Origin of the sequence: Lysinibacillus sp. FSL M8-0134 (assembly GCF_038069745.1) — a bacterium.
Taxonomy (GTDB): Bacteria; Bacillota; Bacilli; order Bacillales_A; family Planococcaceae; genus Lysinibacillus; species Lysinibacillus irui.
The window spans coordinates 386,680-413,302 of sequence record NZ_JBBPAJ010000001.1 but is presented as its reverse complement, the minus strand read 5'-3'; the positions used below and the strand labels follow the sequence as shown (position 1 = coordinate 413,302).

Annotated in this window: 24 protein-coding genes; 3 read left to right on the top strand and 21 right to left on the bottom strand. The window is 38.6% G+C overall.

The features are described 5' to 3' along the window. Positions 1 to 11: 11 nt before the first annotated feature. Both MKY49_RS02160 and MKY49_RS02155 read left to right on the top strand, forming a co-directional pair. Complete coding sequence (locus MKY49_RS02160; RefSeq protein ID WP_274795468.1) at positions 12 to 1,172, top strand: alpha-hydroxy acid oxidase; 1,161 nt, start codon at positions 12 to 14, stop codon at positions 1,170 to 1,172. Continuing rightward, on the top strand, positions 1,169 to 2,365 hold the full coding sequence (locus tag MKY49_RS02155; RefSeq protein ID WP_274795467.1) for a CaiB/BaiF CoA transferase family protein: 1,197 nt from the start codon (positions 1,169 to 1,171) through the stop codon (positions 2,363 to 2,365). The genes MKY49_RS02160 and MKY49_RS02155 overlap by 4 nt, the downstream gene beginning before the upstream one ends. A 77-nt stretch (positions 2,366 to 2,442) precedes the next feature. Here MKY49_RS02155 and MKY49_RS02150 read toward each other — a convergent pair whose 3' ends face one another. From MKY49_RS02150 to MKY49_RS02060, 19 genes are all read right to left on the bottom strand, one after another. Further along, entirely contained in the window at positions 2,443 to 3,642 is a 1,200-nt protein-coding gene (locus tag MKY49_RS02150; protein WP_274795466.1) for a glycine C-acetyltransferase, read from the bottom strand. Between the two features lie 58 nt (positions 3,643 to 3,700). Next, positions 3,701 to 4,777, bottom strand: a complete 1,077-nt coding sequence (locus MKY49_RS02145) for a nucleotide kinase (RefSeq protein WP_274795465.1) — start codon at positions 4,775 to 4,777, stop codon at positions 3,701 to 3,703. Positions 4,778 to 4,878: 101 nt separating this feature from the next. Then, entirely contained in the window at positions 4,879 to 5,514 is a 636-nt protein-coding gene (locus tag MKY49_RS02140; RefSeq protein ID WP_274795464.1) for a YczE/YyaS/YitT family protein, read from the bottom strand. A gap of 117 nt (positions 5,515 to 5,631) precedes the next feature. Beyond that, the gene (ybaK, locus tag MKY49_RS02135) at positions 5,632 to 6,126 is read right to left on the bottom strand and encodes a Cys-tRNA(Pro) deacylase (protein WP_274795463.1); all 495 of its coding nucleotides are present in this window, start codon (positions 6,124 to 6,126) and stop codon (positions 5,632 to 5,634) included. A gap of 24 nt (positions 6,127 to 6,150) precedes the next feature. After that, a complete protein-coding gene (locus MKY49_RS02130; RefSeq protein WP_341385502.1) occupies positions 6,151 to 6,876 on the bottom strand; it encodes a hypothetical protein in 726 nt (241 codons plus the stop codon). 278 nt (positions 6,877 to 7,154) lie between these two features. Beyond that, positions 7,155 to 7,730 (bottom strand): VanZ family protein, encoded by a 576-nt coding sequence (locus MKY49_RS02125; protein WP_322611400.1) that lies wholly within the window; start codon positions 7,728 to 7,730, stop codon positions 7,155 to 7,157. A 123-nt stretch (positions 7,731 to 7,853) separates the two neighbouring features. Further along, positions 7,854 to 9,392, bottom strand: a complete 1,539-nt coding sequence (locus tag MKY49_RS02120) for an acyl-CoA carboxylase subunit beta (protein WP_341385501.1) — start codon at positions 9,390 to 9,392, stop codon at positions 7,854 to 7,856. Between the two features lie 51 nt (positions 9,393 to 9,443). Further along, the gene (locus MKY49_RS02115; protein ID WP_341385500.1) at positions 9,444 to 10,226 is read right to left on the bottom strand and encodes an enoyl-CoA hydratase; all 783 of its coding nucleotides are present in this window, start codon (positions 10,224 to 10,226) and stop codon (positions 9,444 to 9,446) included. Further along, complete coding sequence (locus tag MKY49_RS02110) at positions 10,223 to 11,140, bottom strand: hydroxymethylglutaryl-CoA lyase (protein ID WP_322604830.1); 918 nt, start codon at positions 11,138 to 11,140, stop codon at positions 10,223 to 10,225. The genes MKY49_RS02115 and MKY49_RS02110 overlap by 4 nt, the downstream gene beginning before the upstream one ends. Positions 11,141 to 11,154: 14 nt before the next feature. After that, positions 11,155 to 11,367, bottom strand: coding sequence for an acetyl-CoA carboxylase biotin carboxyl carrier protein subunit (locus MKY49_RS02105; RefSeq protein ID WP_004225532.1), 213 nt, complete (start codon positions 11,365 to 11,367; stop codon positions 11,155 to 11,157). 67 nt (positions 11,368 to 11,434) lie between these two features. Continuing rightward, positions 11,435 to 12,793 carry an acetyl-CoA carboxylase biotin carboxylase subunit gene (locus MKY49_RS02100; protein WP_274795458.1) on the bottom strand — a complete coding sequence of 453 codons (1,359 nt, stop codon included), beginning with the start codon at positions 12,791 to 12,793 and terminating at the stop codon, positions 11,435 to 11,437. A gap of 15 nt (positions 12,794 to 12,808) precedes the next feature. After that, entirely contained in the window at positions 12,809 to 14,443 is a 1,635-nt protein-coding gene (locus MKY49_RS02095) for an AMP-binding protein (RefSeq protein WP_312505052.1), read from the bottom strand. Between the two features lie 220 nt (positions 14,444 to 14,663). After that, positions 14,664 to 15,806, bottom strand: coding sequence for an acyl-CoA dehydrogenase (locus tag MKY49_RS02090; RefSeq protein ID WP_274795456.1), 1,143 nt, complete (start codon positions 15,804 to 15,806; stop codon positions 14,664 to 14,666). A 110-nt stretch (positions 15,807 to 15,916) separates the two neighbouring features. Continuing rightward, positions 15,917 to 16,534 (bottom strand): TetR/AcrR family transcriptional regulator, encoded by a 618-nt coding sequence (locus MKY49_RS02085; protein WP_274795455.1) that lies wholly within the window; start codon positions 16,532 to 16,534, stop codon positions 15,917 to 15,919. 306 nt (positions 16,535 to 16,840) lie between these two features. Beyond that, positions 16,841 to 17,893: a YkvI family membrane protein gene (locus MKY49_RS02080; protein ID WP_312505055.1), complete on the bottom strand. Its 1,053-nt coding sequence runs from the start codon at positions 17,891 to 17,893 to the stop codon at positions 16,841 to 16,843. Between the two features lie 38 nt (positions 17,894 to 17,931). Then, positions 17,932 to 19,038, bottom strand: a complete 1,107-nt coding sequence (gene menC / locus MKY49_RS02075; RefSeq protein ID WP_312505057.1) for an o-succinylbenzoate synthase — start codon at positions 19,036 to 19,038, stop codon at positions 17,932 to 17,934. A gap of 1 nt (position 19,039) precedes the next feature. Continuing rightward, positions 19,040 to 19,852, bottom strand: a complete 813-nt coding sequence (locus MKY49_RS02070) for a GNAT family N-acetyltransferase (RefSeq protein WP_274795453.1) — start codon at positions 19,850 to 19,852, stop codon at positions 19,040 to 19,042. A gap of 23 nt (positions 19,853 to 19,875) precedes the next feature. Beyond that, the gene (locus tag MKY49_RS02065) at positions 19,876 to 20,991 is read right to left on the bottom strand and encodes a M20 peptidase aminoacylase family protein (protein WP_312505058.1); all 1,116 of its coding nucleotides are present in this window, start codon (positions 20,989 to 20,991) and stop codon (positions 19,876 to 19,878) included. A 5-nt stretch (positions 20,992 to 20,996) separates the two neighbouring features. Continuing rightward, a complete protein-coding gene (locus tag MKY49_RS02060) occupies positions 20,997 to 21,866 on the bottom strand; it encodes a MurR/RpiR family transcriptional regulator (protein WP_341385499.1) in 870 nt (289 codons plus the stop codon). A gap of 235 nt (positions 21,867 to 22,101) precedes the next feature. Between MKY49_RS02060 and MKY49_RS02055 the strand changes: the two genes are divergently transcribed. Continuing rightward, complete coding sequence (locus MKY49_RS02055; RefSeq protein WP_274795450.1) at positions 22,102 to 24,291, top strand: DNA topoisomerase III; 2,190 nt, start codon at positions 22,102 to 22,104, stop codon at positions 24,289 to 24,291. A gap of 346 nt (positions 24,292 to 24,637) precedes the next feature. On the opposite strand, the gene MKY49_RS02050 is transcribed toward MKY49_RS02055, so the two are convergent. Together MKY49_RS02050 and MKY49_RS02045 are read right to left on the bottom strand one after the other, a co-directional pair. Further along, positions 24,638 to 25,708, bottom strand: a complete 1,071-nt coding sequence (locus tag MKY49_RS02050) for a glycosyltransferase family 2 protein (protein WP_341385498.1) — start codon at positions 25,706 to 25,708, stop codon at positions 24,638 to 24,640. Between the two features lie 158 nt (positions 25,709 to 25,866). After that, positions 25,867 to 26,622 (bottom strand): hypothetical protein, encoded by a 756-nt coding sequence (locus tag MKY49_RS02045; protein ID WP_341385497.1) that lies wholly within the window; start codon positions 26,620 to 26,622, stop codon positions 25,867 to 25,869. Position 26,623 lies beyond the last annotated feature (1 nt).

Here is a 26,623-nt window from a genome sequence, read left to right as displayed (position 1 = left end):
AGGTAGTTACGATGACAAACACGACTGATGGCGATCTACTGTTAAAGAATATTACTGCACAAGCCCCCTTTCCCATTTGCTTTGCTGACCTAGAAAAGGCTGTTGCAGAAAAAATAGCAGCTGGACCCTTCGGCTATATACGTTCAGGTGCTGGGGGTGAACAAACTTTACACAACAATCGTGCAGCGTTTAAAAAATACTCCATTGTACCCCGCTTTTTAAATGATGTCTCTAATGTTGATACGTCGATTCATTTGTTTGGTAAAACCTATCCAACTCCATTGCTTTTTGCTCCAGTTGGCATGAATGGTATGGTTCACGATGAGGGAGAGCTTGCCGTTGTCCGTGCTGCCCAACATTTAAATATTCCATATATTCAAAGTACAGTTTCCACTTATGCGCTTGAGGAAGTTGCCGAAGCTGCTCCAACAGCAACAAAATGGTTCCAATTGTATTGGTCTACAAATGAGGCAATTGCGTATAGTATGGCTGCACGAGCAGAGGCAGCTGGATTTGAAGCAATCGTTTTAACGATTGATACGGTAATGCTTGGCTGGCGAGAAGAAGATGTGCGCAACCAATTTTCACCACTAAAGCTAGGCTATGCAAAAGGAAATTATATGAATGATCCTGTTTTTACTGCCTCATTGCCTGATGATTCATTTGAGTCCTATGTACAGGGGGTTCTGCAAAATGTCTTCCACCCCACACTCAATTGGGAACATGTTCGAGAGTTAAAGCGACGCACTAATCTTCCAATATTATTGAAAGGAATTTTACATGCTGAAGATGCAAGGTTAGCAATCGACAATGGCATCGATGGCATCATTGTTTCCAACCATGGTGGTCGTCAACTAGATGGTGTGATCGGTTCTCTGGATGCCCTTCCTGCTATTGTGGAGACAGTAAATGGACAAATTCCGATTATTTTAGATAGCGGTGTGTACCGTGGTATGGACGCACTAAAAGCACTTGCTTTAGGTGCAGATGCTGTTGCGATTGGACGTCCATTTGTTTATGGACTAGCTCTTAATGGACAACAAGGTGTCGAGAAAGTGATGACCAATCTTTATGATGAGCTAAAGGTTTCCATCGCGTTAGCTGGTGTGACCTCAGTCAAGGGGTTACGTAACATCACATTAGTCAAAATTGATGGGACTGAAGATAAATGAAACAGGCATTAAAGGGAATAAGAGTTGTTGATTTATCCCAAGTATTAGCTGGTCCTTATTGCACAATGGTCCTAGCAGATATGGGCGCGGAAGTAATCAAAATCGAAAAATATCCTAATGGCGACGATACACGTACAATGGGTCCTTTTATTAGTGAAGAAAGCCATATGTATATGATGGTCAATCGCAATAAAAAAGGCGTTTGTATCAATTTAAAAACGGCTGAGGGACTAGCATTATTCAAAGAGCTTATTCAATCTGTAGATGTCCTTGTAGAAAACTATCGACCTGGTGTCACGAAAAAGCTTGGCATTGATTATGACACTTTAAAGAACATCAACCCTGGCCTTATTTATTGCTCCATTTCAGGTTATGGTCAAACAGGTCCTTATAGCCAAAAAGGTGGCTATGACATTATGGCCCAAGGATTAAGTGGCTTAATGCATATGACTGGCGAAGCGGAAGGCCGACCTGTAAAAGTAGGCTTTGCCGTCAATGATATTGCTGCTGCTCAAACAGCATTACAATCGATTTTGATGGCTTATATTTATAAGCTGCGCAGTGGTGAGGGGCAATATATAGATGTCTCTTTAGTAGAGTCCGGACTTGCATGGACTGTTTGGGAGGCGGCTGCTTACTTTGGACAAGGCGTGTTACCCGAACGGACAGGCACTGCTCATCGTGTTTCGGCTCCTTATCAAGGCTTCAAAACACAGGATGACTATATTTTAGTAGGTGCAGGTAATCAAAAGCTGTGGGAGATTTTTGCGACTAAGGTTGTCAACCGACCTGATTGGTTAAACAATCCTCTCTTTGCTACTAACTATTCTCGTGCTCAACATGTGAAAGTACTAGAGAAAGAAATTGAGAGCGAATTAGTGAAGCATAAAGCGACTTACTGGCTAGCACTTTTAGATAAACATGGTGTACCTTCAAGTCCTATCTACTCCTATGATCAAACATTGAATGATCCACATATTTTAGAGCGAGGCATGGTCTTGTCCTATGACCATCCAACTGCAGGACCAATGCGTACATTAGGCTTCCCAGCTAAGTTCTCACAAACACCTGGTCAGCTAACAAGTGCAGCTCCTACTTTAGGACAACATAATGAAGAAATATTACGAGCTTTGAATATTACCGATGAAGACATGCAACAGTTAAGAGCAGCAAAAATTATTGGCTCGAAATAAAGTGATTTCTCATTTTTACCATCTGTCCAGTTAAACTGATAAAAAAAGGCTTCCCCATCTCAGAGGAAGCCTTTTTCTTATTGAATAACGCCTAACTCACGACCAACTTTTTCATATATTGCAATCGCATCATCAAGCATTTCTTTTGTATGTGCAGCTGTTGGCATATTACGAACACGTCCTGTACCTTTAGGAACAGTTGGGAAGACAATTGATTTTGCATAAACGCCCTCTTCGAATAAACGTTTTGAAAACTCCTGTGTCAGCTTTTCATCCCCAATGATACAAGGTGTAATTGGTGTTTCAGACTCACCGATATTAAAGCCAAGCTTCTCTAAACCGGCCTTTAAATAGTTACCATTATCCCAAAGCTTATCGTGAAGCTCAGTGGAATCAATTAGCATTTGTACAGCTGCTGTAATCGCTGCTACATCGCCTGGCGGTAATGCTGTAGAAAATAAAAATGGACGTGAGCGTACTTTTAACCAATCAATTAAATTTTTCTTACCCGCAACATAGCCACCCACAACACCAATGGCTTTTGACAGTGTACCAATTTGGAAGTCGATTTCTTTTTCTAATCCAAAATGCTTCACAGTTCCTTTCCCTTTTCCTGTTACACCTGAACCGTGGGCATCATCGACATACGTAATTAAATCAAATTCCTTAGCAATTTCCACAATTTCAGGTAATTTAGCAATATCACCATCCATTGAGAAGACACCATCTGTAATGACCATAATCTTATTGTATAATCCTGATTCTTTCGCCGCTTTTGCCTTAGCACGTAAATCATCCATATCAGAGTGATTAAACGCGATGATTTTTGCCTTTGATAAGCGACAACCATCGATAATAGATGCATGGTTTAATTGATCAGAAAGAATTGCATCATTTTTATCCATGACAGCTGAAATGGCTGCCATATTACAATTAAAGCCTGATTGATAGGAAATAGCCGCTTCTGTTCCTTTAAATTCAGCAAGCTTTTCTTCTAATTTAACGTGTAGATCAAGTGTCCCGTTGATTGTACGAACAGCACCTGCTCCAACACCGTATTGTTCAATTGTCTCTTTGGCAATACGCTTTAATTCTTCATTAGTTGCTAATCCAAGATAGTTGTTAGAGGATAAGTTAACAAGATTTTTGCCACGAACCTGAATAATTGGGCCATTTGCGCCCTCTACTGGATCAATTTCATTGTATAAGCCTTGTTCATGTAAGGCTTGTAGGTTTTCATCTAAAAATGCATTCAATACTTTTGACAAGCGTATCATCCTTTCCTAGGAAAACTGTTCTAGCTCCTAGTTTAGCACATGCAAGCCATTAGCTAAATTACTTTGTTAATCTTTCGAATAGTGGCGCTGTTCTCTCACGCCATAATGATGCTGATAGACAATTATCAAATAGCCGGCGAACAGTATATTCTGCTTCTGCATACCGCTTTGAATGCCCCATCGCATCCTGTATCGCTTCTTTATATTGGGTACGTACTAAATCAATGGCCGTTTCAGCCTCATCAGAAAGTGCACAATGTTGCCCAATATCAAAGATTTTATCCCCTAATCGACCATCCTCTGGATTAAAGACATGGGGCTCTGTACTATCAAAGATACAAAAATTCAATTCTGGAATAATGACCATATCTACTGATCCTGCATCCAAACCACACCAGACGATTTGTGCATCAAGTCCCCTCGCATTCGCTTCATCAGCTAAGCTCTTCATTAATGAAGATTTACCTGTACCAGGCTTGCCTTTAATCATCAATCTAGTCGTGATGCCCTTTGTAATACTTTCAACTGTATTTTCGGCACCTCTAGGAGTTAATGTTCCAAGTAAACGATGTGTCCTCATGCCTGTTTTATTTAAGACAATGGATTGGAATACCTCTGTCTTTAAATTTTCCACTTGTTCATTCAATGCCTGCCAATTCATACAGCTTTGCGTGACAACCTCCCAATCATCATGAAGCTTGATTGCATGATTTAGCTTTGCAATACATTTATCACGCCATGTTGCTCGCTCCTCCATTGCCGTAGCTAGCTGTTCACCAACCTTTTCAAGCTGCACATCCTCTAAACAATCATAAAAGGATAATACACGATGCTTTGTACCGAGCAGCGTTGGCTCAATGTTCCATTCAGAGGCCCATACAAAAAGTCTATTACAGCCCTTTACATAAACGGCTTCAACAACCTCCTCTAATAAAGCGTGCTTAAACCACTCGACTGCAAAGCCTTGTTTAACATAAAAATAACCTAGCTCTTTTAACAGTTCTGACCCTTTAAAAGTTGGCGCGCCTTGCAAAAAATAAACAAGCTCCGCTTCTTCCATCATCTCTTTATATAAATGTTTCACACCTTGCCCAGTCAATGCGTGTCCAAAATAATATGTTACATTTCCATTCAAATGTCGTTCCTCCTTTAGCTTCTGCCCTGCATTATATGAAAGAACGCTAAAAAAGATGAAAAGCTACTCTTCTCCCTGACAGATAAAAGTAGCTTCTTAATTTAATAGAATGGCTTCATACCCTCTATATTCCCAATACATTTCATTAAAAGCTTACGACAATATGGTAATGAATACTGCACAATATAGCCTGAAGTTAAAGCAATTAATACCGTGCCCACTCCTACCGGCCCACCTAGAAGCCAGCCTACAATTGTCACCAAAACCTCGATACCCATTCTAGCTGTTTTAATGGATCCACCAAACTTTTCAACAAGGATCATCATTAAGGTATCACGTGGACCTGCCCCCATATTTGGCGCAATATACATACCACAGCCGAAGCTTAAAACAAATAAACCAATGATAAAATATGTAATCTGAAGACTGTAAACATCTGTTGACGGCAATAGCCAGTTAAATACATCAATAAATGAGCCAATTAACAGCATATTTAACCAAGTGCCTATTTTGGGCCATTCGCGCAACACAATAGATGTTGAAGCAACTATAAAAAGCCCTGTTAAAATTGACCATGTCCCAATACTTAGCCCAAAGTTTTGAAATAATCCAACATGCAAGACATCCCAAGGGCTTGTACCAACAATTTTCCCTTTTATGGACATTGTGATGCCAAGTGACATTACAATTAAGCCTCCAATAAAGAATGCCCAACGCCACCCCATTATTTTCCGCATTTCGTACCCTTCTCTCTATGTATGATATTGCACTACTGTATCATATTTTCTATGAAAATAGAGAGTTCTTGCTTATGCTGTAGTATTAATCATACATAAAAATAACTACCCATTTTCTTACGCATGGGTAGTTGTAATTGGAGCAAGCTGCGCCTTTGTAACAGTTATTAAATCCTCTAACTGAACATGGATTTGCATGCCTATTTTCCCTGCACTCACAATAATACTACCTTGCTCTTGTGCGGAATCGTCAATGACTGTTGGGTATAATTTCTTCATTCCTACTGGGGAACATCCACCACGAACATAGCCGGTATAGCCAAGTAAATCTTTTACTGCGAGCATTTCGATTTTCTTTTCCCCAACTACCTTTGCAGCAGCTTTTAAATCCAGCTCTTCAGCCACTGGAATGACAAATACAAAAAGCTTTTGTGCGCTTGCCTTTGCTACTAGTGTTTTAAACACACGAGCAACAGGCTGACCAATTTTCTCAGCAACAGAGACACCATCAACCTGACCGTCTCCAATTTCATATTCAATCACATCGAAATGGATTTTTTGTTGTTCTAATAATCGAATTGCGTTTGTTTTCGCATGCTTTGCCTTTGCCATGTCAATAATCTCCTATCTACAGCATCAGGCTATCAAAGAGAACATAGGATCCTTATCTGGACGATAGCCATTTTTCGTCATTTGAACGTGAGCTACATATTTTTCTGAGGCCTGTTTGAATGTTCTCAACTTAAATGCAATCTCATAGTTCTTACCGAAAATTGTATCTGCAAATGGGTCCAAATTCAATTCCTTGGAGAAACGTTCAGGAACCTTTACCTCAATCATGTCACGTACAAAAGATGGCTCACCTTCTTCTATTATGTCATCTGCAGAATGCGAATTATTTAACATTTGCTGTATTTGCGCGTTGACACTTTGTACCACACGTAAATCTTGCGGTGAAGGCTCTGTCGGTGCTAATGCTGCATGTCGTACCTGCTCTAAAATTTGTAATGTGTCATTTTGCTCTAGATTGGATACAGCAGAAGAATCAATGTTATCAGTAGCCCCTGCTTTATAGGCATGCTCATGTGCACGTACATAAGCTTCGGTTTGTTGTAAATCTTCCATTATTGCTTGCTGTTGAGGCGTTACTTCTTTTGCCTTTTCTTGTTGTTGCTCATATAAGTCTTGATCTGTACGCCCTAAAAGTAAATTTTCAAGCTCCAGCAATAATGGATTTTTCTTTGGCTGAAAATACATGGCATTTTTTCGATAGGCGTCTCCAGCCTCTTTTCGTTGCAAGATCTTTTTACGATTATATTGCGATGAAACTCTGTCTTGCTCCATAGAATTCAATATTTTCATAGTTTTCACCTCGCCCTTCTATTTTCATATGCCAATAAGATACTAGATATGAACATATCTTCTAACACTATATCTATACCATCTGAACAGTTTCTGTACACTCATTATCGGAATTTTCATTATTAAATTCAAGTAGAAATGACTACTAACCACCTAAAGAGATATTAATTATTTTTTTCATTAGGTATAAAGACCTTTATTCATTGACAATTTTCATTTCTATTTCAGTAAAGTTTTCACCAATATAAAAAACAGCCCTTAAAACAGGACTGTTTTTCTCACTTTTTTGGTCTAATCAATATGCCCTTATAAGCTAAATAACCAAACCATGCACCAATTGTATTCAAAATTAAATCATCAATATCAGCAGAGCCAACCGTAAAAATAAATTGTATGGTTTCTACTGATAGACTTGCGAAAAAGCCCAAACAAATAATGACCCATGCTTTTCGAAATTTCTTCGATAATAATGGCAATAAAAAGCCCATTGGAGTAAAAATTAATAAGTTACCAAGAAGATTTACGATTATGATATCCCAATTAAAATATTGAGAATAGTTTATATAGCGGAGAATCGTTTCAAAGGGAACAAAATTCGTAGTTAATCGCCAGCTACTATAATCAAACAAGCCTAAATCACCTATAGAATAATCACCCTTAAATAAAACAACTACGACATTTACTAAGCGATCAATGACTAACTTATAAAAAGCTATAAATGAATAAATACTAAATAAAATCCAACCCGTGACCTTTAATGGCAAATAATATGTATCAATGACATCTCGATATGGTAATGGGAGCTTAGCATTACCCTGAACATCCGTTATGTTGTTTTTAGACAAGCTTAACACCCACTTCCCTTTATTCCTTTTCATATTTTAATATGCTACTCTACACCATGCAAGTAGCTGAAAAAATTAACATTGAAAAAGCTGCCCCTAATAGCGGAGACAGCCCTTCAATTAAGTATATGGTTATACTGGATTTACCCCATGCTTACGCTGTGAGAATAATAAGTATTTTGACATATAAAGCTCTAAGCGATTTTCTAGTACTTTGCGTAAATCATTCGGCTCAATTACATCATCGATAATGAGCTCTGATGCTAAACGATACACATCTATTTCCTCTTGGTACTCTTTACGCTTTTCGGCAATAAAGCTTGCTTGCTCTTCTTTCGGAAGCTCTGCGATTTTATTAGCATAAACAGCATTGACCGCTGCTTCTGGCCCCATTACGGCAATTTGCGCATTAGATAATGCAATACAGCAATCTGGTTCAAATGCTGGACCTGCCATTGCGTATAAACCTGCCCCATATGCTTTACGAACAATGACCGTTAGCTTAGGAACAGTTGCTTCACTCATAGCAAAAATCATTTTTGCACCATGACGGATAATTCCTGCTTTCTCTACCTGTGTACCTATCATGAAGCCAGGAACGTCTGCTAGGAATAACAGGGGAATATTAAATGCGTCACAAAGTGAGATGAATTTTGCTGCTTTATCAGCCGAGTCATGGAATAGCACGCCTCCCTTAACGCGAGGTTGGTTAGCGATTATGCCTACTGATTGCCCATTAATTCGTGCAAGACCTGTAATTAGTTCAGGTGCAAATAATTTCTTTACCTCACAAAACGAATCTTGATCGATAATTCGATCAATTAATTTATACATATCGAAAGGAACATTTTGATTTTCAGGGATTAATTCCTCAATAGATTTATCAAATGAAGCGGGTGGTTTAGGTACCTCTACTTTGCTTCGTTCTGCGTAGTTATTAGGGAAATAGCCTAAGTATTTTCGAGCATAAGCAATAGCCTCTTGTTCTGTTTTGACAAGCACATCTCCACAGCCCGAGACTGAACAGTGCATTTTTGCGCCACCCATTGTTTCTAAATCTACTTTCTCACCGATCACCATTTCAGCCATTCGAGGAGAGCCTAAATACATTGAAGCATTGCCTTCCACCATGACAACAATATCACAAAATGCAGGAATATAAGCACCACCTGCTGCAGAAGGTCCAAACAATAAGCAAATTTGCGGAACTTTTCCTGACAGCTTTACTTGGTTGTAGAAAATGCGCCCCGCGCCTCTACGTCCTGGGAACATTTCTAACTGATCTGTAATACGTGCACCTGCTGAATCAACTAAATATAATAATGGACAATTTAGCTTTTCAGCAGTTTCTTGAATGCGAATCATTTTTTCAACAGTGCGTTTTCCCCAAGAGCCTGCTTTAATAGTAGAATCATTGGCTAACACACAAACTGTGCGTCCATGTATTTTACCAATACCAGTAACAACACCATCTGCCGGCAAATCTCCTGCCAAACAGTTTGCATAAAGTCCATCCTCTGATTGAAGACCATCGTCTAGTAATAGTTCAAGACGTTCACGTACAAATAGCTTGCCTTGTTGTGCATTTTTATCATGATATTTTGGTAAACCACCTGTTAAAATTTTGTCTTTCATTGTAGGTGGTGTATTTTCAGTCGAGATATTGCTCATGTTTATTCCTCCCTTTGCCCAATCAATTACACCGAAATATGTTTTAGTGCTTTATTTCCCTGAATATTGTGGTGTTCGCTTTTCTTGGAAAGCCAGCAAGCCCTCTAATCGGTCTTCTGTTGGGATCAATGCACTATATGCAAGTGATTCAATTTTTAATCCGGTAGCTAAATCTACCTCAACACCCTGATTGATCGCGACTTTAGCTTGCACTAAAGAAAGTGGTGCATTTTTAGCCATTTCCAGCGCAAGCTGTTGTGCCTTTTCCATTACCTCATGTCCTTCATAAACATGCTCAACAATACCGTAATTTTTAGCTTCTTCAGCATTCAGCCTACGTGCTGTATAAATCAATTCCTTCGCTTTACCTAGGCCAATTAGACGTGGAAGGCGTTGTGTTCCACCAGCACCTGGAATAATTCCGAGAGAGGTTTCAGTTAGACCTAGCTGGACATGTGTAGCGGCAATACGTAAATCACAAGCTAATGCCAACTCTAGACCACCTCCAAAAGCTACGCCATTAAGCACTGCTATGACAGGCTGTGCAAGTGTCTCAACTTTTGCCACCGTCGACCCAATTAGTTGCACGATTTGCTTTACTTGGCGATCAGACATCCCTTTGCGCTCTTTTAGATCAGCGCCTGCGCAAAATGCCTTTTCCCCTTCACCTGTCAGTAAAACTACACGCACTGCAGGATTGCCATTCATTTGATCAAGTGTGTCTGACAACTCACGAAGTAACTGAACAGACATTGCATTTGCAGCTTCTGGCCTCGAAAGGGTAATAAGCCCAACACTCCCCTCCAGTAATTCAAAACGAACAAGTTGCGTCATAGTTGATTTGCACTCCTTTCATTACGGACAATGGCCATTTGCTTCGATGCAACAGCTTTTCCTAATTTCTCTTCAATATAGAGTGCTGCCTCTAGCACTTTCTGGCGATCTATTCCTGTTTCAATGCCCATCTCATCGAATAAATACAACAAATCTTCTGTAGCTACATTTCCTGAAGCTCCCTTAGCATATGGACAGCCCCCTAATCCACCAAGTGCACTATCAAACTTTGTAATCCCCATTTCTAAGGATTTCATAATATTAGCTAGTGCCGTGCCTCGTGTATCATGAAAATGCATGGCAAACTTTTCAGGTACATATCTTTTTAGTAATTCCTCTAAAAGATACTCAACCTGTGTTGGTACACCAACACCAATTGTGTCACCAAGTGATATTTCAGCCACGCCCATTTCCAGTAATTTATCCGTTACACGCAGTACCTTGTCTGGATGGATATATCCCTCATAGGGACAACCAATAACTGTTGAGATATAACCTCGAACTTTTTTCTTTGCTGCTTTTGCCCCTATAACGACTTCCTCTAATATTGGAAAGGTCTCTTCTATTGTTTTATTAATATTGCTTTGATTATGGCTCTCACTTGCAGACATGAAAATACTAACTTCATCTACTTCAGCCTGTAATGCACGTTCTAAGCCACGCATATTGGGTACAAGTGCTGCATAGGTAATATCCTTATTCCTTTTGATAGCTCGAAGAACTTCGACTGCATCCGCCAATTGAGGAATCCATTTCGGATGAACAAATGAAGTCACTTCGATGTAACTTAATCCTGTTTGACTTAATAGATTGACTAGTTGTACTTTATCTACCGTGGTAATATGTGTTTTTTCATTTTGCAAACCATCACGGGGACCCACTTCTTTGATCATGACATGCTTAGGTAGCTGCATAAAGAGGCCTCCTCTTATTCAATTTCTAAAATATCATCGTCAACGTTAATGAAATCTCCTTCATTAGCGATAATTTTTGTCACCACGCCATCCTCTTCTGCAGCAATTGGAATTTCCATTTTCATTGATTCTAAAATAGCTACATCTTGACCTGCTGTCACTTTCTCACCTTCTGTTACAACGATTTTCCACACTGTACCTGCCATGCTTGCTTTTACTGTTGCCATTGTCATTCGCTCCTCGTTATTTAGTCATGCATTCGCCCTTTCTAAGAAGCACGAATGCATTGAAATTCTATTTTGTTTCTGCTAATTGTGGTAAATAATATTGCTCTACAAATTTAGTTGTTGTATCGCCTTTTAAAAATTGATTATGTGTCACAGTTTTCAATAGCATTGGAATATTCGTTTGAATTCCCTCGACTTTATATGCTTTTAATGCTTGGATTAACCTTTCACAGGCAATTTCTCTCGTTTCTCCCCACACTACTAGCTTACTTATCATTGGATCATAAAATGGTGTTACGGCTGAACCTGCTTCGACACCACATTCATGTCTAATCCCTTCACCTGTTGGTAATTCAAGCGCTGTAATAGTACCTGGCGAAGGGAAAAACGTAGAAGGATTTTCAGCGTATATACGCACCTCAATGGCATGCCCTTCTTTAGTAATACTTTCTCTCGTAAATGTTAGAGCTTGCTTAGCAGCAATTTTTAATTGCTCTTCTACTAGATCAAGCTTGGTAATTTCCTCTGTTACGGGATGCTCTACTTGTAATCTTGTATTCATTTCTAAGAAGTAAAAGTTTTGATTTTCATCTACCAAGTACTCTATTGTTCCAGCATTGACATAGCCAATATGCTTTGCAGCCTTAACTGATGCTTCAAGCATTTTTTCTCTAGTCTCTTGAGAAATAAACGGTGATGGCGCTTCTTCTACAACTTTTTGATTTCTACGTTGAATAGAGCATTCACGTTCAAATAAAGGAACGACATTACCTTGATGATCTGCGATAATTTGCACTTCTACATGATGAGGATTGGCGATAAATCGTTCCATATACATTGTGCCATCACCGAAAAATGACTGAGCACGCTTTTGATTTCCCTCAAAAGCCTTGGCTAGTTCCTCAGCATTGTCAACAAGCTGCATACCGATACCGCCACCTCCAGCCGAGGCCTTTAACATAATTGGATAACCTAAACGCTCGGCGATATTAGTAGCTTCTGCTACATCTTTGACAGGATGTTCTACTCCCTCTACAATAGGCACACCAGCAGCTTTCATCGTTTTACGAGCCTCTAATTTACTGCCCATTGAAGCTATTACATCAGCACTTGGTCCAATAAATACTAAACCTGCCTCTGTGCATCGCTTCGCAAACTCTGCATTTTCTGATAGTAGACCATATCCAGGATGAACGGCCTCTACGCCACTTTCTTTTGCGATTTCAAGAATACGGTCAATATTTAAATAGCTCTGTGCAACAGGTGCTTTTCCAACACAGTAAGCCTCATTTGCATCCTTTACATGCAAACTTTCTGCATCTGCCTCGGAATATATAGCAACCGTATGAATATTTAGGCGCTTACATGTCCTAATCACACGTCTAGCAATCTCCCCACGATTGGCAATTAATATTTTGTTGAACATATCCACTAGCCCCCCTTACTGTACGGTCATCATAAAATCTTCTCGTAATTTATATTTTTGAACTTTTCCAGATGCAGTCATTGGATAGTTATCGATAAAGAAAATATGTTTTGGAATTTTATGTCTAGAGATCTTATCTCGACAAAATTCTCGAATCTCTTCTTCGGTCACTTGCTCCCCTTCTTTCAAAATAATCCAAGCTGCCGCTTCCTCTCCGTAAATAGGATCGGGTACACCAGCAACCTGGACATCTGAAATTTTTGGATGTGTATAAAGAAATTCCTCAATTTCACGAGGATATAAATTTTCTCCTCCGCGAATTATCATATCTTTCAAACGACCTGTCACACGCACATAACCAGCTTCATCCATTGTTGCCAAGTCACCTGTATGCAGCCAGCCTTCCTGATCAATAGCAAGCTCTGTTTCTTCCTGGTTTTTATAGTAGCCCTTCATTACATGGTAGCCTCTTGTACATAACTCGCCTTGTTCATTCCTAGGCGCTTCATCCGTTGTACCTGGAACAACAATTTTCACTTCCAAGTTGGGTAATGCACGGCCAACTGTTTCCACTTTTAACTCTAACGGGTCATCTGTTCTCGTCTGTGTAATAACTGGCGATGATTCTGTTTGACCATAGCAGATTGTAATATCTGTCATACCCATTTTCTCAATAACTGCTTTCATGACCTCTATCGGGCAATTTGAACCTGCCATCACTCCTGTACGTAAGGTCGAAAGATTGAAGGACGCAAAGTTTGGTAGATTAAGCTCGCTAATGAACATCGTTGGTACACCATGTAATGCTGTACATTTTTCTTGTTGAACAGTTCTTAGCACCTCTTCAGGTGAGAATTCCTGCACAGGTACCATCGTTCCCCCACTTGTTGTAATAGCTAAAGTTCCTATAACACAACCGAAACAGTGGAAAAATGGTACCGGAATACATAGACGATCCTCCGCTGTTAAACGCATGCACTCCGCAATATTGACAGCATTGTTAACTAAGTTAAAATGCGTTAACATCACACCTTTAGGAAAGCCTGTTGTACCAGACGTATATTGAATATTAATGACATCATCATAATGTAGAGATTGCTCTCTTTGTTCTAACTGTTCCTCAGTCACTTTCTCTGCAGCCTTCAATACATCTGACCAATTTAGTACACCGGGATATTTAGTTTCGCCGATTAAAATAACATTTTTTAATAAAGGCAGTCGCTTTGATTGCAAATTACCTGGTTCACAATGTTCAAGCTCTGGACATAACTCTTGTAGTGTATTAATAAAAGAATGGTCTCGATAATTTTCAATTAAAAAAATCGTTTTGGCATCAGATTGTTTAAGTAAATACTCCAACTCGCTTGCACGATAATTAGTATTGACCGTAACGATGGGCGCACCCATCTTCCCTGTACCAAATTGAAGCTGTACCCACTCCGGAACATTCGTTGTCCACACCGCGATATGGTCACCCTTTTCAATTCCTAAAGCCATTAAACCTCTCGCAACAAGTCGTGCTTGATAATTTAGCTGCTCATAAGTCATACGTAAATCTCTATCAGCGTAAACTAAAGCTTCATTCTGTGGATACTTTTTCGATTGTTCATCTAGCAATTGACCAATTGTTTGATACACCAGTTCTGCCATTAAGATCCCCCTTATATTTATGCTTACTTCTTTCAGCAGAGATCTCCCACCTCTATTGGTGATGAGATAAATGCGGATTCAAGCTACTTTCAGTGGATGTCCAAACATCCACTAAAAGAAGTGAAAGCCTTCGGCGAATGCCGTGGAATCGGAAAGGAGTGCTTTGTGCAAGCACAAAGCCGATTCGGGACAAATTATGCCGAAGCATAATTAAATAGAATTAACAGCCAATTAGACGAGAAATGACGAGTCGTTGAATTTCAGATGTACCTTCACCTATTTCCATTAACTTGATGTCACGTAAATGACGCTCTACATCGTATTCTTTCATATACCCTGAACCACCATGAATTTGAATTGCCTGATTACATGTACGGAAGCCCATTTCAGAAGCAAATAGTTTAGCCATTGCAGCCTCTTTGCCGAATGGTTTCTTTTGATCTTTCAGCCATGCCGCCTTATGTACTAATGTACGAGCAAGCTCTATTTCCATCGCCATATCAGCTAATTTAAATTGGATCGCTTGTAGCTTCGAAATAGGCGCACCAAATTGTTCACGTTCCTTTGCGAACTTTAGTGCCTTCTCATAAGCAGCCTGTGCAATCCCAACAGAAAGAGCAGCAATCGAAATACGTCCACCATCAAGTGTATTTAAAAACTGGCTAAAGCCTCGCTTTTCGTCCCCTAAAAGATTTGCTCTTGGCACACGAACGTTTTGCAACACAATCTCACAAGTATTGGAGCCACGAACACCCATTTTGTCATAATTACAGTTAATCGTTACACCAGGTGTATTTGTTGGCACAATAATAGAAGAAATAATTTTTTTTCCATCTTCACGTTTACCAGTTACCGCAGTTACAATAATTTGTCGAGCGTATCCTGCATTGGTAATCCAACATTTTTCTCCGTTAATAATGTAGTCATCACCATCAATAACAGCTGTGGTGCGCGTGCCACCAGCATCTGAACCTGCATTGGGTTCTGTTAAACCGAATGCTCCTAATGTCTCACCCTTTGCTAAAGGCACTAACCATTCTTGCTTTTGCTCCTCTGTACCGAAGTTGTAAATTGGCGAAGCGCCTAGGCTAACAGCAGCAGCGTAGCTTAAACCTGTTCCCCCACATGCACGACCAATCTCCTCTACAGCTAAAGCATAGGACACCGTATCCCCACCTGAACCACCATATTCTTCAGGAAATGGGATACCCAATAAACCTAGTTCCGCCATCTTCTTAAAGCTCTCTATTCTCATTGTTGATGTCTCATCAACCTCACGAGCATACGGTTTAATCTCTTTCTCAGCAAAATCACGCACCATGTCTCGAATCATTGCTTGCTCTTTTGTTAATTCAAAATTCATCCCTAATCCCCCTAATGTTCAATTTGTCATAGTAGATGTAGCTTAATGACAAGCAAATACCGACTAGTCGGTCTGTAAAAACAAATAATAAAACCAGCGTTTCCTACTGGCTACCCCTTTATCATAAATTGCTTCGCTTCTTCCATTGCTTGTTCCGTTACAATCGCACGTAATACCATATCAGTAAAAACTTCAGTAATTTGCTCCATTGTTAATGGCCCTGATTGCTTAAACCATTTATATGTCCAGTTAATCATCCCAACAATTGCCATTGTGACAATTGTACAAGGTAATTCTGTACGAAAATCTTTTGTTTCTTGACCCTCGGCTATCACTCTTTGTAAAATATCACGATAGTGGTCTCGCTTTTTATGAATCGTGTCACTATATTCATCTGAAAGTGAGCGACTCTCCTCATAAAAAATTGTAATATGTGCTTGATACATATCGAATACTTGTGTCAGCGTTTGTAGCATGGCACATAGACGTTTGATGGGTGTATCATATTTGTCATATGCATCCTGTGATTGTTGAATAACATACGAAATAAAGACATCATGAATTTCATATAACAGTTCGTCTTTTGATTTAAAATTATGATAAAACCCACCCTTTGATGCCCCAATGTATTCTACAATGCGATCGACAGTTACATTGTGATAACCATCTTGCTGAAACAATTCAACTGAAGCGTCTACAATTCTTTGTTTTAACGTTTTTTTTACCATAGGCACCTATCATCCTTCATCTAGCTCTATACTCCATCACTCCTTATAATCAGGAAAAAGTATTTAAATCCATAAAGCATTCTGTTTTTTCCTAATTATAAAAATACTATGACAATATAAATATAGCATTCTCAAAAATTGGTGTCTAGCAACAAATAGCTTTTTTCTATAATTTCGAGCATAATTTTTACCTAAAACAGAATTAAAGGATTTCACAAACACAAATCAATTGTATGATGTACATCTTTCTTTCATTACAAAATACAAAAAAATTTCCCTCGCATTAACACAAGGGAAAATTCCTTTTTATACAACTTTCGGTAGTTTACGGAGCCATGAAATAATAACAGCAACAATTAAGGCGAAACCTAAGTAGCCCATTGTTGAATAGACTTTACCAACTAATGTAGTAAATCCTACTAGGCTTGCAGCAAAACCTATCAATCCAATAACTACAATACTAACCTTAAAATATTGATGGTCTGGCGCAATAAATCGAACTGTAAATGAATAGAACATTCCTACCGCAGTATTGTACATCATGCCTAGTAAAGCAATGGACATTAAGACACCTACTATAGGGTGTATTTGTTTTGCTAATTCTAATGTTGGCATTGCTGCTCCATCAACAACATTTATTTTAGCAAACATGGCTATATTGATTAGTACAATTAACACACCAAGCATTAAACCGCCAAGTAGTCCTCCTCTGCCAGCAACTTTGCGGTCTTTTACTGTTCCACCCATCACAATTAACATTGCAGCACCAGCAGCGATATTATAGGAAACATAAAGCAACGCTCCCATTAGCCAATTAGACGCTGCAGACGGTTGTGCTTTCGCTAAAGCATTTTGCTCTGCGATGGATATATCCATTGTAAAAATGGAATATATCAAAATAATAAAAATGATACCCATTAAATAAGGGGTCACTAATGCTATTAAATTAATAATATTGTTAACATTTAATAGTAAGGTTAGTATGGTTACAACGACCATAAAAATACTACCAACCACTGGATTGATGCCAAACATTTGATGAAATGTCGATCCTGACCCAGCAAACATAACTACAGCAACACCAAATAAGAAAAACGTGATAACGATATCTAAAATAATGCCTACATATCGCCCTCCAATATGATAGATAACCTCTTTATGTGATGTTGTTTGTAGATCTGTCCCTAATTGTGCTAAACTCATCCCTAAAAATGCGAAGGCAAGTGTAGCAACAATGGCACCTATAATACTGTACAAGCCAAAGCTTGTAAAATACTGCATAATTTCCTGACCCGATGCAAACCCTGCACCAACAATTAAGCCTACAAATGCTCCACCTATCTGCCAACTTTTTTTCATAGCACACCTACTATTCTATTATATGAACTTAAGTCTAATTATTGATATGTTTTCTGTGCGACTGTGAAGGAACTAACCGTTTCCCTATTTATTTCATAACCAATTCCTATTTGCTGTGGTACTTCAATGTAACCATCTTTTACAACTACTTCTGGTTCGATAATATCCTTTTCCCAATATCGATTAGAGCCGGCAGTATCTCCTGGTAATATAAAATTCGACAACGTTGTTAAGGCCACATTGTGCGCACGACCAATACCAGATTCCAACATGCCGCCGCACCATACAGGAATGTTATGGGCCTCACAATAATCATGTATTTTTTTTGCTTCCGTTAGGCCACCAACACGACCAATTTTTATATTTATAATTTTGGTGCTACCTAATTCTACAGCCTTTCGTGCATCTTCTAATGAATGGATACTTTCGTCCAAACAAATTGGTGTTTCGATTAATTTTTGCAATGAAGCATGATCGATAATATCATCTGAAGCAAGTGGTTGCTCAATCATTGTTAAGTTAAATGCATCAAGTTGTTTCAATGTTTCAGCATCTTCTAGACGATAGGCTGAATTGGCATCTGCCATAAAGGCTACATCAGGAAACGTTTCCCTTAATGTACGCATAACCTCTACATCCCAGCCTGGTTTTATTTTGATTTTCATGCGTTTATAGCCTTCCTTAACATAGCCGTCAACTAACGCAACTAACTCCTCGATTGAATTTTGTATTCCAATACTAATACCTACTTCAATTTTATCCTTTTTACCACCAAGTGCTGTTGTTAGGGATTGGCCAGTTTGCTGCGCATATATATCCCAAATTGCTCCTTCAATCGTCGATTTCGCCATATTGTTTTTACGAATGGGCTCAAATAATTGACTGACTTCATCAGGGTGATGAATCTCTTTATTTAAAATAAGAGGAATGAGGAAGTCTTCAAGCATATGCCAGTTTGTTTGGAGTGTTTCTTCATTGTACCAAGGTGAATGAAAGGCAACTGATTCTCCCCAACCAATTAAGCCTGATTCCTCTTTAGCCTCAAGGACTAAAAAGTCCCTCTCATCAAACGTGCCAAAGCTTGTTGTAAACGGTGCTTTTAATTTCATCTTCAGTTGTCGTATTGTGATTTCTGTAATTTTCATTTTAATTTGCCCCTTCCAAATTTAAAGCTGCTTTTTTCACGAAAACATATTCGTTAAAGTATTCTTGTTGCTGCAGTGAAATAGCGGCATACCCTGCTAAAAATAGCTGCTTTAGTATATTTCTTGTTTTGAAACGCCAATCCAATGCTAAGCTAGGATTTTGTGCTTTTAAGGCTTGAAAGTCCTGAGGAACAGGTAGCGTATACATCTCTTCCTTAAATTCCAAATTTTCAGTCATTTCTAAACATAATAAACCCTGCTTTGTAAGTTCACAGCTTGCCACTGGTATTGCATTCGCTACTTCTATTGCAATGTCATTCACCACATAATCTGAAGTTAAATGCCAGCTCACCTCAAATCGATCAGAGGGCAGCCCTTTATTGAAGCCATCCTTCATTTCACCGTAGCAATTTTCTATATAGGTATAACAAATACCCTTTAATTTAGATAGATTAAGATAAGCATTTCGGGTTTCGAGAGGGTCAAATGTCCATACCATTAAATCATAGCCACGATCAATAGCAATAGCTCGCTGTTCATACTTTAACTTTTCTCCTATACCTAGGGATCGGTATTTTTCATCAATCCCTAACATATGAGAGCATAGATAGCTTTTGCCTTCTCGAAAACCCGCAAAACCATAACTAAAACCGACTAATTTATCTTCTTGATAGGCACCTACAACGATGCCCCCATTTTTCACTGCGGTAAGCGTTTGATGGAGAGGAATTGCAGGCATGCCCCACACATCAAACTCTAATTGCTGAACTTGCTCAAGTTGTTCTATTGTTTTGATTTCTCTTATCTCTATCATAGCTATCTCTTCTTTCTATATCTTTATAATGCTCTTAAAATAGCCCTTGTAATAATATTTACACCTATTAAAAGCCGATCTTGATTAAAGGTCATTTGCGGATGGTGTAAGCCCGGAGTAACCCCACAGCCTAATCCAAGCATTGTAGCTTTAAGCTTCGGACGTTCATAGGTATAAAAATGAAAATCCTCCCCTCCTGGTGTAACAACTGGTGGAGCACAAGCCTTTTCCCCAACTACATCAATAATAGCTTCCTTCATATGTTGTAAGGCTTCATCATCCACCAATGCTGCCACTATATGAGCATCGACCTGTAAAAAAATCTTGGCACCATACATCGCTTCAACAGACGCTTTTACACGCTCCACCCCCTCTGTGATTACCTGCATCACTTCATTTGTTTGGGCTCGTGCATCAATGCTAAAGCTAGCTTTACCAGGAATAATATTTGTGGAGGTGCCTCCTGCATTAAACTGTGTCATTTTGACAGAGGCAGAGATAGTTGGATCCGTCCAAATTTTTTGAAGACCTTCGACAATCGCTGCTCCAACCTCAATTGCATTAATGCCAAGTTCTGGTCGTGCGCCATGTGCCTCTTCCCCAATAATGGTCCCTGTAAAAAGCTTTGCTGCTCCGTGGTATAATGCTGGCGCATATGACCCATCCTGTAATTCCTTTAATGGTCGAACATGAACACCAAATAAATAATCTAAATCATCTATAATACCTTTTTCGACAAATGCGCGGGCTCCTTGTGCCTTTTCCTCAGCAGGTTGAAATAGAATGCGTACAGCACCTGACAATAAATGCTCCATGTCCTTTAACAGCAATGCAGTTCCAATAGCCATCGTCATATGACCATCGTGTCCACAAGAATGGTTAGCTTGAAAGACACCATTCACCTCCTGCCAAAGTGCATCTATATCAGTGCGAAACCCTACTCTAGGTGTTCCTTTACCAATATCAACATAAAGTCCTGTCATATCTTCAAAAAGCTGCGGCTCCATCTGGGCCTCTCTCAATAAATTTGCTATATAGTGCGTTGTATTGTGTTCTTGCCAACTAACTTCCGGATGTTCATGTAAATGTTTAAAAATATCTGCCAGACGTGGCTGTAACTTTTGTAATACTTGATTCATAGTAGTCAACTCCATCGGTTTGCTAAAAAGCTATTTTGGAAATCATCATATTTTACGCGTTGATTTTCATAATAGTCATGATCTTGTGCAGTCATCCCAGCTATTAGAGTATTTAAAAATGCTATGAGTGCTGGCATAGCATCTATTGTGGACACTTCTTGTTGTTGTTCGTTCACAAAGGTAATGGTTGCATATTGTGTAATAGGTGCAATTTGAGAATCAGTAATGCCAATAATCTCACATTTTTTTTCTTGTAATTCAGCTGCAAATTGGATCGGTTCTTTAAAATAACGGTGGAACGATAGAATAATTACTACACTATCCTCATCAATCTCTTGGATAGCACGTATGACCTCACTTGTCTCAAAATTTAACAGTACAACATTTGGTCTCAAAAGATTTAATGTAAAATGAAGCCATTGTGCAGCTAAATGGGAGGAGCCATTCCCTGCAATATATACTTTTTTCTTCTCATGGAGCAATACTGAAGCTCGATTAAAATCTTCCTCATGAATGTTCTTAGCCATATTTAAAATGCGTGATGCATCTTTTTCCATAGTCTTTACATAAAAACGTGGATTTTCAAAAAGAGCTTGCTTCGATTGCAAATAATTTTGCAAACTACTTGCATTTCCTTCATTAAATAAATGCATTGTCACTTGACGTTGTAATTGTGCATAACCAGATAAGCCTAACGCATAACAAAAGCGGATAACTGTCGTTTCACTTACTCCAGCCTTTTCCCCTACATATGAAGCGGAGTGAACTCCAACTGTCTGTAAATTTTTTAAGATGAATGTAGCTACCTTTTGTTGACTTTTGGACAACTCTTGATATTTCTCTTGAATCATTTGCTGAATTGTTTGGTTCCCCATAAAAGAAGCGCATCCTTTTTTTATTTATATTTTGAAGCATTCACTTCATTTTTATGTACACTAGCCTAACATACATATTTTCTGAATTCAATATTTTTTCTGAAATTTTAGTTTTATCATCTCAATTGCTCAAGATCTTTTCATCGACATTTAACAAATTTCGCTTCAGTTAAACTGCCAACCCACTCAACCTATGCTATATTTAAAACCATGGAACTATGAAAGGGTGTTAACAATGGCAAAAAGCGTAGTAATCGCTGAAAAACCTTCTGTAGCACGTGATATTGCACGTGTGCTGAAGTGTACTAAAAAAGGAAATGGCTTCCTTGAAGGAGATAAATACATTGTTACTTGGGCGCTTGGACATCTTGTAACACTAGCTGACCCTGAAAGTTATGATGTGAAATATAAAACGTGGAATCTTGAAGATTTACCAATGCTTCCTGAACGCTTAAAATTAACTGTCATTAAACAAACTGGTAAACAATTTAATGCAGTCAAAAGCCAACTTACACGCAATGATGTAAGTGAGGTAATTATTGCGACAGATGCTGGACGTGAAGGTGAATTAGTAGCACGCTGGATACTTGATAAAGTAAAGATTAAAAAACCACTTAAACGCTTATGGATTTCTTCAGTAACCGATAAAGCAATAAAAGATGGTTTTGCCAATCTAAAGCCTGGCAAAGCATATGATAACCTCTATGCATCTGCTGTAGCTCGTTCTGAGGCTGATTGGTATATCGGGCTCAATGCAACTCGTGCTTTAACTACTCGCTTTAATGCACAGCTCAACTGCGGACGTGTCCAAACGCCAACGGTCGCTATTATTGCCGCACGTGAGGATGAAATTAAAAATTTTAAAGCCCAAACTTATTATGGTATAGAAGCACAAACGACTGACAATTTGAAGCTTACATGGCAGGATGCAAACGGTAATAGCCGTTCATTTGATAAAGAAAAAACTGATATCTTAGTTAAGAAACTTGGAAATAGCAATGCCATCGTTGCTGATATTGAAAAGAAACCTAAAAAATCGTATGCTCCAGGCCTCTATGATTTAACGGAATTACAGCGTGATGCCAATAAAATTTTCGGCTACTCTGCAAAAGAAACGCTGAATATTATGCAAAAGCTTTACGAACAACATAAAGTATTAACATATCCACGTACTGATTCTCGCTTTATTTCTCAAGATATCGTGGCAACAATACCTGAACGCTTAAAGGCGTGTGGCATCGGTGAGTATCGTTCGATCGCTAACAAACTACTTACTAAACCAATCAAGCCTACAAAGGCCTTTGTCGATGATAGTAAGGTCTCAGATCACCATGCCATTATTCCAACAGAAGGTTTTGTAAATTATTCTGCGTTTACAGATAAAGAACGTAAAATTTATGATCTTGTTGTGAAACGATTCCTAGCGGTGCTACTTCCTGCTTTTGAATATGAGCAATTAACATTACGTGCAAAAATAGGCGATGAAAGCTTTATTGCCCGCGGAAAAACAATTTTATCAGCTGGCTGGAAGGAAGTTTATGAACATCGCTTCGATGATGACGACTCGACGGATGATGTAAAGGAACAAATACTACCACGAATTGAGAAAGGTGATATATTAAAAATAAAATTGCTTGCCCAAACATCTGGTCAAACAAAACCACCTGCTCGTTTTAATGAAGCTACACTGTTATCAGCGATGGAGAACCCAACAAAATACATGGCAACGAATGATAAAAAACTAGCAGACACATTAAAATCTACGGGTGGACTTGGCACAGTGGCAACACGAGCTGATATTATTGATAAGCTTTTTAATTCCTTCTTAATCGAAAAACGTGGTGGTAAAGATATATATATTACTTCTAAAGGTCGTCAACTACTTGATTTAGTGCCTGAGGAATTAAAGTCCCCTGCCCTCACGGCTGAATGGGAGCAAAAGCTTGAGCTCATTGCAAAGGGCAAGCTCAAAAAAGATGTATTTATTAGCGAGATGAAAAATTATACACAAGAAATTGTGTCTGAAATTAAGGGCAGCGACAAAAAATATAAACACGACAATATCTCGACTAAATCCTGTCCAGATTGCGGAAAACCAATGCTTGAGGTAAATGGTAAGAAGGGGAAAATGCTTGTCTGTCAGGATCGTGAGTGTGGTCATCGTAAAAATGTCTCACGTACAACAAATGCACGTTGTCCACAATGTCATAAAAAATTAGAGCTTCGCGGTGAAGGCGATGGTCAAATTTTCGTTTGTAAATGTGGCTATCGTGAAAAATTATCAGCCTTTGAGGCAAGACGTAAAAAAGAAGGCGGAGGCAAGGTAGATAAACGCTCCGTACAAAAGTACTTAAAGCAACAAAAGAATGAGGAACCAGTGAACAATGCACTTGCTGAAGCATTGAAAGGTTTAAAATTCGACTAAGCAAACTGAGCAAATATTGCGCCTAGAAAGGATGACGGAGGAAAGGAAATCACCTCCCTCGCCTTGCTAAACGTTCTTTTGCTGTAACATCACTATCTTCTACAACGTAAGAGCAAATTTACATTTAGTGTAAATTTGCTCTTTTATTTATGCATACTCAAATCCTCAAAACATATCTTGAATTGACCGAATATTCTTTGTATTAAAGGAGGATTTATTAGAATGGAAGCGAAAAATTTTAGACCACGGAATGTGATTTTTATGACGATTGTTGTTGGTGTATCTGTGTTAATTGGTCAAGCTATTTATGTTCTGTTTATAGATGTGCCATTCCCATAATAAGTAGTTAACTCTTTAATTGTCTGAGCAAATATTTTTCATTCTCTATTATTTCCTGATGATTTGGTTTCCATTTTTGCGCCTCTGAATTATGCTGATAGGCATTTTCAAATAACCGTAACTCCCTATAAAGCAAACTTAATTGCAAATGGGGAATCCACGTTGAGTAAGCCCATTTTTGGATCGTCATCGTATCAACAGGAGCTTGTTGCAGAGCTTGGGAATACCAATAAATAGCCTCTTTATATTTCGATTGTTCCATAAAAAATTGGCCCATTCGGCAACATGCTTCTGGCTTTGGTCGATCATATAAGAAAGATTGCAAAATAGATTGCTGGGCCTGTTTATCATCATGTAAGCGTCGATAGCATTCCCCAACATGTAAGCAAGCCTCAATACGGTCATCTACTGTTCCTAAATCATGATCCAAAAATGTATTGTATTGATTGATCGCTTCTAAGTAACGTTGATGCTTTTTTAGTTCATTAGCATAAAAAAATAGGTCTCTTGCTGAAAGTGAATGTCCCTCTTTTAGTAAACCTTCATAAATACAAATATTACGATAAAGATCTCTGGATAATGGTAAATGTGTGATAGCTATATCACTATGATAAAACGGACCTGATACCTTTAATTCCTCATGAACAGCACCTTCCCATTGAAAATGACTTGCCCTTTTTACTAGACGAACATTTCGTTTACTACACTCTACTACTCCATCATGATCAAGTGATAGGTAGTAATCCATCGTTACCGCGTCAATAGAAGGAAATAAAGATTGCTTTAATTGACTGAACTTGTATTGGTTTTCCTTTGTTATGACGTCATCTGCATCAAGCCATAAAATATAGTCTTTTGTTGCCTGTTGAAAGGAAAAATTACGCGCCTTGGCAAAATGATCAGACCAAGGAATATCATAAATTCGAGAGGTATAATTCTGAATAATAGTCTTCGTACGATCAGTTGAACCTGTATCAATGATATTGATCTCGTCAACTATATGTTGAACCGAATCTAAACATCTTTCAATTGTAGATTGTGCATTTTTAACAATCATACATAAACTAATTGTTAACATCTGGTCCCCTCCTTAACCATGTTGAAATGTACACTCTTGCAGTATTTTATCGAAAAAATATTCCCATTATCACCCGACTTTTTAATTTATCGTGAAAACACAAAAAAACGAACGCAATACACGTTCGTTTTTGTTTTAGATTTTGAACTTCTGCTGAATCAAGACAAATATTGCTCTCGCCATGTTAGTTGCTCTTTGTCAGTAAGCTGTTGCTCAAGATAATGATCCCATCGATTGAGAAACGTATTCCACACACGCACAAATAGTATATCTTGTTCTTTATCATAAAGAACAAACTCTAAACATGGGCTATCATTAATTTGTTGCGCTTCTGTTTGAACAATTTTTGTGATGACTTTTTGGGAGTTGCCCACTTCCTCTTCATTCTCCTCTTGTAATGCTGCTATCACCTGTGATTCTTCAAACTGCTCCTGTTGTTCTGCCTTTTTATCAATATAACGATATAGCTCTGGTAGGTCATCGTATTCTTCTCTATTATCTGCATCAATAGTTAGAAATGATTGATGGCAAGGACTGAAGTAAAGCGTGGTCTTTTCTATTTCTAGCTCTTCCTCAAAGATTCCCTGTTCAAGCTGCAGCTGTCCTTTTTCAGTTAGCCTATAATAGTTATCCTCTTTCTTCATAAGGTTGACTCGAACCATTAAAGAAACCAAATCCTCAATAAATAATGGATCTACAAGCAAAAGCTCACTCAATTCAAGAGTACTTTCAAAATCAGCCTCTTGGATGCTTATTAGTAGCATGGTCATTAAGACATCCATTGTCGAACGGCGCACAGGCTCATACATTACTTCTACTGTCCTAATGGGAATACACCATTCAGCAGTTTTGACAATCTTAATATTGCGATTTTGTTGAAGCTCACGCATTAGCCGTTGCTGTAATTTTGACAAT